The 9,230-nt window shown below is 67.6% G+C and carries 7 protein-coding genes; all 7 read right to left on the bottom strand.

Annotation, left to right across the window (positions count from 1 at the left end):
* Positions 1-1,130 precede the first annotated feature (1,130 nt).
* The 7 genes from ACI3KU_RS10240 to prpB all read right to left on the bottom strand — a co-directional run bounded on the left by ACI3KU_RS10240 (position 1,131) and on the right by prpB (position 9,208).
* Complete coding sequence (locus ACI3KU_RS10240) at positions 1,131-1,907, bottom strand: enoyl-CoA hydratase-related protein (RefSeq protein WP_404922215.1); 777 nt, start codon at positions 1,905-1,907, stop codon at positions 1,131-1,133.
* Between the two features lie 30 nt (positions 1,908-1,937).
* The gene (mmsB, locus tag ACI3KU_RS10235; RefSeq protein WP_404922214.1) at positions 1,938-2,849 is read right to left on the bottom strand and encodes a 3-hydroxyisobutyrate dehydrogenase; all 912 of its coding nucleotides are present in this window, start codon (positions 2,847-2,849) and stop codon (positions 1,938-1,940) included.
* Positions 2,846-4,006 (bottom strand): acyl-CoA dehydrogenase family protein, encoded by a 1,161-nt coding sequence (locus ACI3KU_RS10230; RefSeq protein WP_404922213.1) that lies wholly within the window; start codon positions 4,004-4,006, stop codon positions 2,846-2,848. Before ACI3KU_RS10230 ends, mmsB begins: the two co-directional genes overlap by 4 nt.
* A gap of 11 nt (positions 4,007-4,017) precedes the next feature.
* Positions 4,018-5,517 (bottom strand): CoA-acylating methylmalonate-semialdehyde dehydrogenase, encoded by a 1,500-nt coding sequence (locus tag ACI3KU_RS10225; protein WP_404922212.1) that lies wholly within the window; start codon positions 5,515-5,517, stop codon positions 4,018-4,020.
* A 144-nt stretch (positions 5,518-5,661) separates the two neighbouring features.
* Positions 5,662-6,840 (bottom strand): thiolase family protein, encoded by a 1,179-nt coding sequence (locus ACI3KU_RS10220; RefSeq protein ID WP_404922211.1) that lies wholly within the window; start codon positions 6,838-6,840, stop codon positions 5,662-5,664.
* A 154-nt stretch (positions 6,841-6,994) separates the two neighbouring features.
* Positions 6,995-8,176, bottom strand: a complete 1,182-nt coding sequence (locus ACI3KU_RS10215; RefSeq protein WP_404922210.1) for a bifunctional 2-methylcitrate synthase/citrate synthase — start codon at positions 8,174-8,176, stop codon at positions 6,995-6,997.
* 132 nt (positions 8,177-8,308) lie between these two features.
* Positions 8,309-9,208 (bottom strand): methylisocitrate lyase, encoded by a 900-nt coding sequence (gene prpB / locus ACI3KU_RS10210; protein WP_404922209.1) that lies wholly within the window; start codon positions 9,206-9,208, stop codon positions 8,309-8,311.
* Positions 9,209-9,230 lie beyond the last annotated feature (22 nt).

Raw genomic sequence — 9,230 nt, 5'->3', positions numbered from 1 at the left:
GCCCCGGTCCCCGACCCCCTCTGACCCGCCGCAGGCGGCCGTCACGCGGTCAGAAGGCGAAGATCGTCCACGCAGAGCGGTGGGTCTCCCCCGGCTCCAGCACGATGAGGTCGGCTCCGGAGTTGAAGGCGTCGTTTTCCGGACTCCGAGCGCAATGCACCCGGTATCGCGTCCCGCATCCGCTGCGCTTCGCTTCGACCAGCCTGCGGCCACGCGGTGGGCGGGAACGCCCACGGCGTCAACTCCCGAGGCACCCAACTCCCGATGCGTCACGAATCGAGGAGAATGTCGCGAAACGAGGACCAAAACGCCAGATCATCCCTCAACTCACAACATCATCCTCGTTTCGCGACACCCGCTCCGCCCAAGACACCGATGGCACCACGCCGATGCCCGGGAGCCACCGTCGACCCCATTCATGGCCCAGTCCCCGGCAGGCTCACACCCCGGACACCAGCCCGAGCCCCTGCGGCGCCCTGGACGCAGGACAATGGTGCGAGAATCGCGGATCAACGTCGTCGCGAATCGAGGACAATGTCGCGAAAAGAGGACCCAAACGCCAGATCATCCCTCAACTCACAACATCATCCTCGTTTCGCGACACCCGCTCCGCCCAAGACACCGATGGCACCACGCCGATGCCCGGGAGCCACCGTCGACCCCATTCATGGCCGAGTCCCCGGCGGGCTCACACCCCGGACACCAGCCCGAGCCCCTGCGGCGTCCTGGACGCAGGACAACGGTGCGAGAATCGCGGATCAACGTCGTCGCGAATCGAGGACAATGTCGCGAAAAGAGGACCCAAACGCCAAATCAGCCCTCCACCCGACGCATCATCCTCGTTTCGCGACACCCCACTCCGCCCGAGACGCCGATGGCACCACGCCGATGCCCGGAGCCACCGTCGACCCCATTCGTGGCGCAGCACATGACGGGCTCACCCCAGAGCCCAGCCCGAGCACCCCGCGGCGCCCGAGCGCAGGACAACGGCGTGAGAAGCGCGGATCAACATCGTCGCGAGTCGAGGACAATGTCGCGAAAAGAGGACCAAGACGCCAGATCAGCACTCAACTCGACGCATCATCCTCGTTTCGCGACACCCGCTCCGCCGAGGCACACTCCGTGGCGCGTCACCGATTCGAGAAGCGCGGTGCCCGCTTCTCACGGAAGGCGGCCATGCCCTCCTTCTGGTCCTCCGTGTCGAACAGGGCCGTGAACTGCGCGGTCTCGAACGCGAGGCCCTGGCTGAGCGGCGTCTCCTGCACGGCACGCAGTGCCTGCTTGGCAGCGATCACCGACGGCAGCGACTTCGAGGCGATGGTCTCGCCGATCTGCTGCGCCACATCCGCCAACTCGGCAGCCGCCACGACGCGCGACACCAAGCCGGAACGCTCGGCCTCAGCGGCGTCCATGTTGCGCCCGGTGAGCACGAGATCCGCAGCCTTGTACGCACCGATCGCGCGCGTGAGGCGCTGCGTTCCTCCCATGCCCGGGATGACGCCGAGGTTGATCTCCGGCTGACCGAACACCGCAGTGTCGGCCGCCAGGATGATGTCGCACATCATCGCCAGCTCACACCCGCCCCCGAAGGCGAATCCGTTCACCGCCGCGATCACGGGCTTGCGGACCGCCGTGAGCCGGGACCACTCGCCGAAGAACCGCCCCAGGCGCATGTCGAGCCCGCTGCGATCCTCCATCTCCTTGATGTCGGCGCCGGCGGCGAATGCGCGCCCGGCGCCGGTGATCACGATCGCGCCGATCTCGGGATCCGCGTCGTACTCCTCCGCGACGATGACCACCTCGTGCATCAGCTGGGTGTTCAGGGCGTTGAGCGCCTGCGGACGATTGAGGGTGATCCACCCGACGTTGCCGCGGGTCTCGGCGATGATGGTCTCGAAATCGGTCATGACTGCCTCTCGTCTACTCGCGCGAGCGAGTCACTCGGCGCGCTGCGCTGTGGCGCTGGCGGATCGGATGGTCTCGATGATGCCCGAGAAGTCGCGCGCGGCGCCAGGCCCCGCGGCATACGCGGCGTAGATCTCCTCCGCGTGAAGTCCGAGCGCCGCCCCGACACCGGTGTCCTCGATCGCATGCCGCGCCAGACCCAGGTCCTTGGCCATCAACGACCCGGCGAAGCCCGGCTGATAGTCGCGGTTCGCGGGGCTCGTGGGAACCGGTCCCGGCACCGGGCAGTTGGTGGTGAGCGCCCAGCACTGACCGGACGCATGCGATGCCACCTCGAACAGCGCGTCGTGCGTGAGGCCCAGCTGCTCACCGAGCACGAACGCCTCCGCGACGGCGATCTGCGTGACGCCGAGGATCATGTTGTTGCAGATCTTCGCTGCCTGTCCGAGCCCTGGCCCGCCGCAGTGCACGATACGGGCACCCATGGCCTCCAGCAGCGGGTGCGCCGCGGCGAAGTCCTCATCGCTCCCGCCCACCATGAACGTGAGGGTGCCGTTTTCCGCCCCGACCACGCCGCCGGACACCGGTGCATCGACGTTGTGCTGACCTGCCGCGAGCGCGAGGTCGTGCGCTTCCCGCGCCTCACTGACCGCGATGGTGGAGCACTCGATGAACAGCGAACCCGAGGGTGCCGCCGCCAACAGTCCGTCTTCACCCGCGAAGGCGTCGATCACGTGCCGCCCGCTCGGGAACATCGTGATCACGACCTCGGCGCCGCGCACCGCCTCGACACCGGAGCCAGCCACTGAGATCCCGGCCGCGCGCGCTGCATCGACGGCCGCCGGCACCACGTCGAAACCAGTGAGTTCGTGTCCTGCCGCGACGAGGTTCTTCGCCATGGGGAGCCCCATGTGCCCGAGACCCAAGAAAGCGATGCGTGTCATCGCCGACCTCCCATCACCTCTCGGCCCACGATGACCCGCATGATCTCGTTGGTCCCCTCGAGGATCTGATGCACGCGCAGGTCTCGCACGACCTTCTCGATTCCGTAATCCTGCAGGTAGCCGTAGCCGCCGTGCAGTTGCAGCGCCTCGTTCGCGACGCGGAAGCCCGCATCGGTGGCGAATCGCTTGGCCATGGCGCAGCGCATGGCCACGTCCTCCGCCTCGTCGTCGATCGCTCGCGCCGCGTCCTCCACCATGAGGCGCGCGGCGCGTAGCTCGGTGGCCATATCCGCCACCGTGAACTGCACCGTGGGCTGATCCGCCAGCGCCGCCCCGAACGTGAAGCGCTCGTGGACGTACTGCACTGCCCGGTCCAGCGCCCAGCGTGCGCCGCCCAGCGAGCAGGAGGCGATGTTGACGCGGCCGCCGTTGAGAGCCTTCATCGCGATCCGGAAGCCGCCGCCCTCTTCGCCCAGCAGGTTCTCGACCGGAACGCGCACGGCGTCCAGCACCACCTGACGGGTGGGCTGCGCCTTCCACCCCATCTTCTTCTCGTTGGCACCGAAGCTCAGACCGGCGGTGTCCGCCGGCACGATGAAGGCCGAGATCCCGCGCGATCCGAGATCCCCGGTGCGCGCCATCACGACGTAGACACCCGCGGCTCCCGCTCCGGAGATGAACTGCTTCACGCCGGTGAGAACCCAGTGATCGCCATCGCGCACGGCACCGGTCGTGATGGCTGCGGCGTCCGATCCCGCCCCCGGCTCCGTGAGGCAGTAGGCCCCGAAGATCTCCATACCCGTCAGCCGCGGCAGCCACTCGTGACGTTGCGCCTCGGTTCCATAGGAGTCGATCATCCAGCCGACCATGTTGTGGATCGAGATGTACGCGGCGATCGTGGGGTCGGCGTAAGCGAGCTCTTCGAAGATCGCCGCCGCATCCTCCCGCGAGAATCCCGCACCCCCGACGTCCTCGCCGATGTAGATGCCGCCCAGCCCCAGCTCTCCCCCGCGGTGCAGCGCATCGACCGGGAACTCCCCCGTGGAGTCCCGCTCCACGGCGTAGGGTGCGAGCTCGTGCTGGGCGTACTCGCGCACGGCTTCGATGATCGCGGCGCGGTCTTCGGCGGTCGTCGTGGTGGTGGTGACGGTGCTCATCGGCAGGCCTCTCAACTCATGGTCGGGATGACGAAGCTGGCGCCCTCGCGGATGCCGGAGGGCCAGCGGCTGGTGACGGTCTTGGTCTTCGTGTAGAAGCGGAAGGAGTCCGCGCCGTGCTGGTTGAGGTCGCCGAACATCGACTTCTTCCAGCCGCCGAACGTGTGGTACGCGATGGGCACCGGGATCGGGACGTTCACACCCACCATCCCGACCTGCACCCGCGCGGTGAAGTCGCGTGCCGTGTCGCCGTCGCGCGTGAAGATGGAGACGCCGTTGCCGTACTCGTGGTCGGAGGCCATCGCCAGCGCCGCTTCGTAGTCGTCGGCGCGCGCGATGATCAGCACCGGACCGAAGACCTCCTCGCGGTAGATGGTCATATCGGTGCTCACGCGGTCGAAGAGCGTGGGGCCGAGGTAGAAGCCGTTCTCGTGTCCGGGCACGACCAGACCCCGGCCGTCCAGCAGGAGCTCGGCTCCCTGGTCGACGGCCTGCGCGATGTACCCGGTCACCCGTTCGACGGCCGCGGCAGTGACGAGCGGGCCGTAGTCCATCCCCGACTCCAGCGCTGGTCCTACGGTCAGTGCGCGCGCACGCTCGACCAGCTTGGCCGCGAGCGCGTCGGCGGTCTCCTGACCCACGGGTACGGCGACCGAGATGGCCATGCACCGCTCCCCCGCCGATCCGTAGCCGGCACCGATGAGAGCGTCCGCCACCTGGTCGAGGTCCGCGTCAGGCATCACGATCATGTGGTTCTTGGCGCCGCCGAAGCACTGCGAGCGCTTGCCCTGATCGGCGGCCGTGGTGTGGATGTAGTGGGCGATCGGGGTGGATCCCACGAAACCGACCGCCTGGATGCGCTCGTCGTAGAGCAACGCGTCGACCGCCTCCTTGTCGCCGTTGACGACGGTGAAGACGCCGTCGGGCAGACCGGCCTCGGCGAACAGCTCGGCCAGTCGGAGCGGGACGGAGGGGTCGCGCTCGCTGGGCTTGAGGACGAAGGCGTTGCCACAGGCGAGGGCGGGACCTGCCTGCCACAGCGGGATCATGGCGGGGAAGTTGAATGGAGTGATCCCGGCCACCACACCGAGGGGCTGACGCATCGAGTAGACATCGATTCCGCGCCCGGCGCCCGAGGTGTACTCGCCCTTGAGCAGGTGGGGCGCTCCGACGGCGAACTCCACGACCTCCACTCCGCGTTGGATGTCGCCCTTCGCATCGTCGACGGTCTTGCCGTGCTCGCTCGAGAGCAGGCGAGCAAGGTCGTCGCGGTCGCGCTCGACGAGCGCCAGGAACCGGGTGAGGACGCGGGCGCGTGCCTGCGGATTCATGTCCCCCCAGGTGCGCTGGCCGACGACGGCAGCGTCGACCGCTGCGCGCACCTCGTCGCTGCTCGCCAGCGGCACGCGCGCCTGGACTTCGCCGGTCGAGGGATCGAAGACGTCGCCGAATCGTCCCGACGTGCCCGCTGTGAGCTTTCCGTCCACGAAGTGCGACAGTTCCCTGACCATGATGACCACCACTTCCCGCGCCACCCTTGGCACCATGATCAGAATACATGGATGTCCAACTAAATCAATGGGCGTCCAACTGGTTGCGGACAGAAGAATGGCTCCTCCCCGAGTCGAGGAGGAGCCATCGCGCGCGAGGGAAGCTCAGAGTCGCTCGATGATGGTGGCGTTGGCCATGCCACCGCCCTCGCACATCGTCTGCAGCCCATAGCATCCGCCGGTGTGTTCGAGGTATTCGACGAGTGTGCTGAGCAACCGAGTTCCGCTCGACCCCAGCGCGTGGCCGAGGGCGATGGCCCCGCCCCAGGGGTTGAGCTTCGACTGGTCGGCACCCACGGCGTCCGCCCAGGCGAGCGACACGGAGGCGAAGGCCTCGTTGACCTCGTAGGCGTCGATATCGTCGATTCCGAGCCCCGAGCGCTCGAGGATCCGACGGGTAGCGGGAATCGGGCCGGTCAGCATCATCAGCGGATCGTCGCCGACGACGCTGAACGCGTGGAAACGCGCCCGAGGACGAAGCCCGAGCTGCGCCGCACGCTCGGCGCTCATGATGAGCGCGGCAGAGGCTCCGTCGGTCAGCGGAGAGGAGTTTCCTGCCGTGATGTTCCAGCCGATCTCCGGGAATCGGGCGGCCAGGGACTCGGTGTGGAAGGCCGGGTTGAGCTTCGCGAGACCGTCGGCGGTAGTGCCGGGCCGGACGGTCTCGTCGCGGCCGATCACTCCCGCATCCGTGTGCACGGGCAGCAGATCGGCGTCGAACAGACCCGCGTCAGCGGCGGCCGCCGCCCGCTCGTGCGAGCGCGCCGCATACGCATCAAGATCATCGCGCCCGAATCCCCACTTCGCGGCGATCAGCTCGGCCGATACCCCCTGATTGACGAGGCCGTCGGGGTAGCGCTCCTGGATCAGCGCGGATTCTCCGGAGACGCCTGCCAGCGAGGAACCGAGCGGTACACGACTCATCGACTCGACGCCGCCCGCGATCACGATGTCGTATGCCCCCGCGATCACCCCCTGCGCCGCGAAGTGCACGGCCTGTTGGCTCGATCCGCACTGCCGATCGATCGTGGCGGCCGGCACCGTCTCATCGAACCCCGCCGCGAGCACGGATCGGCGCGCGATGTTGTACGCCTGCTCGCCCACCTGGCTGACGCAGCCGAGGAGCACGTCGTCGATCTGGCGTGACTCCAGCCCGTTGCGCGCGAGGACCGCCTCCAGCACCGGGGCCATGAGATCGACCGGGTGGATTCCGCTCAGTGCTCCCCCGGGCTTGCCCCGTCCGACCGGAGTGCGCACCACATCGACGATGACCGCTTCGTTCATGATCTCCCTCTCCTCCCCCGAGACTTCCCTCTGTGGGCGAGAATCGGCGCGTTGCGCTCATTCTCACCCACATTCGGAAGTCTCGCGGGTCACGCGTTGCGGCTGGGGCGCCGCGGGGCTAGTCGGTGCCGCAGGGGTGCCGCGGGGTCGTCAGCTACTCGGCTTCGGCGGGGCGTTCCGCGGCGGCCACCTCGGCATCGGTGGCGGTGTAGCCCGGGATGTGGCGCTCCGGCTCGCCGACGTACTCCGAGAGCGGGCGGATGAGTGCGTTGGAGCCCAGCTGCTCCATGATGTGCGCTGTCCACCCCGTCACGCGTGCCGCCACGAACAGCGGCGTGAACGTCAACGTGTCGAAACCGATCAGGTCGTACGCGGGTCCCGACGGGTAGTCCAGGTTCGGGTAGATGCCCTTCCGGCTGACGAACTCCTCTTCCAGCGTGGAATAGAGCGCCGCGACGTCGGGACGGTCGTAGTGCTCGACGAGGGTGTCCAGCGCCGCCTTCATCGTCGGAACCCGCGAGTCGCCGCGCTTGTACACCCGGTGACCGAAGCCCATGATCTTGCGCTTGGCGGCGAGCGCCTCATCCAACCACGGCTTGACGTTCTCCGCAGAGCCGATTTCCGTGAAGATATGCAGCACGGCCTCGTTCGCGCCGCCGTGCAACGGTCCCTTGAGCGCACCGATCGCGCCCACGACGGCGGAATACAGATCCGACAGGGTCGATGCGATCACCCGCGCGGTGAAGGTCGACGCGTTGAAGGAGTGCTCCGCGTACAGGGTCATGGAGCGGTTGAACGCGTCCACAACGACGGGATGCGCCTCCTCGCCGAACGTCATCCAGAGGAAGTTGGCCGCATAGTCGAGGTCGTTGCGCGGCGGGATGATCGCCTGCCCGCGACGCCGGCGCTGTCCGTAGGCGACGATCGCGGGCAGCGCCGCGTACAGCCGCACCGCACGCTGCAGGTTCTCCTCCGGCGTGCCAGCCGCGTTCATCACGTCGCCGGTCGCGTCGAGCGCGCCGATCACGGAGACCGCCGTGCGCACCTCGTCCATCGGGTGGGCATCGGTGGGCAGCAGGTCGATCGCCGCACGCACCTCGGGAGACAGTGGACGATGCGTACGCTCGGTCGCCCGGAAGTCCGCCAGCTGCTCGGCCGTGGGCAGGTCGCCGTGCCAGAGCAGGTAGGCCACCGCCTCGAACGGCTGCGTGGCTGCCAACTCCTGCACCGGGTACCCGCGGTACAGCAGGCTGTTCGTCTCGGGGTTGACCTTGGAGACGCTCGTGACGTCGACCACGACGCCGGCGAGCCCCTTCTTGATATCGATCTCGCTCATATTGTCTCGCTCCCTTGCGTGTGTTCAGTCTGCCGTGCCCTCCGCCCCCGCGAAACACCCAAGCAAGTCCGAGAAACCCTGCAACGCGGGGTTTCTCGGCCGTGCATGGGTTTCTCGCAGGGCCGAGGGTCGTCAGCGGGTCACCGTGAAGGTGAACACCGAGTTGTCGAAGTGGTTGTAGGCCTCGTAGTCGATGAGGTCGTAGAGGTCGGCGCGATGCTGCATCTCATCGAGCTTGTCGCGCAGATGCCCCTTCTGCTCGATCTCATCCAGCGCTCTCCCGGTGGCACCCATCGCGATGCGCAGCATCGACACCGGCCAGATGACGATGTTCATCCCCACCGAGGCCAGCTGGTCGACAGAGAACAGCTCGCTCTTGCCGAACTCGGTCATGTTGGCCAGCAGCGGAACATCGACCGCGTTTCGCATCACCTCGAACTCCTCGAGGGTGCGCATCGCCTCCGGAAAGATCGCGTCTGCACCGGCATCGACCAGCTTCTTCGCGCGATCCACGGCCGCATCAAGACCGTCGACCGCACGGATGTCGGTACGCGCCATGATCAGGAAGTTCGGGTCGCGACGAGCATCGACCGCCGCGCGAATGCGCTTCAGCGCGGTCGACTCGTCCACGACGGATTTGCCGTCCAGGTGACCGCAGCGCTTCGGGTTGATCTGGTCTTCGATGTGCAGACCGGAAAGCCCCGCGTCCTCCATCTCCTGCACCGTGCGCGCCACGTTCATCGGCTCGCCGAAGCCGGTGTCGGCGTCGATGATCGCGGGCAGGTCGGTCATCCGCGCGATCTGCCTGCCGCGACCGGCCACCTCGGTGAGCGTGGTGAGGCCGATGTCCGGAAGCCCGAGATCGGCGGAGAGCACGGCACCGGAGATGTAGACGCCCTCGAAGCCCTTCTGCTCGATCAGCCGAGCAGAGAGCGGGTTGAAGGCACCGGGAAAACGGAGCAGCTCACCGCTGGCGAGCCGCTCACGGAACAGGCGGCGCTTGTCGGCCGCGGATGTCTGCGAGTAGAGCATGGTTCCTCCGAGATGAGCGCCC

It is taken from the genome of Microbacterium sp. ZW T5_56, from assembly GCF_044987425.1.
Lineage (GTDB): Bacteria > Actinomycetota > Actinomycetes > Actinomycetales > Microbacteriaceae > Microbacterium.
Note: the sequence above shows the minus strand (reverse complement) of the source record. Positions and strands in the feature narration are given on the sequence as shown.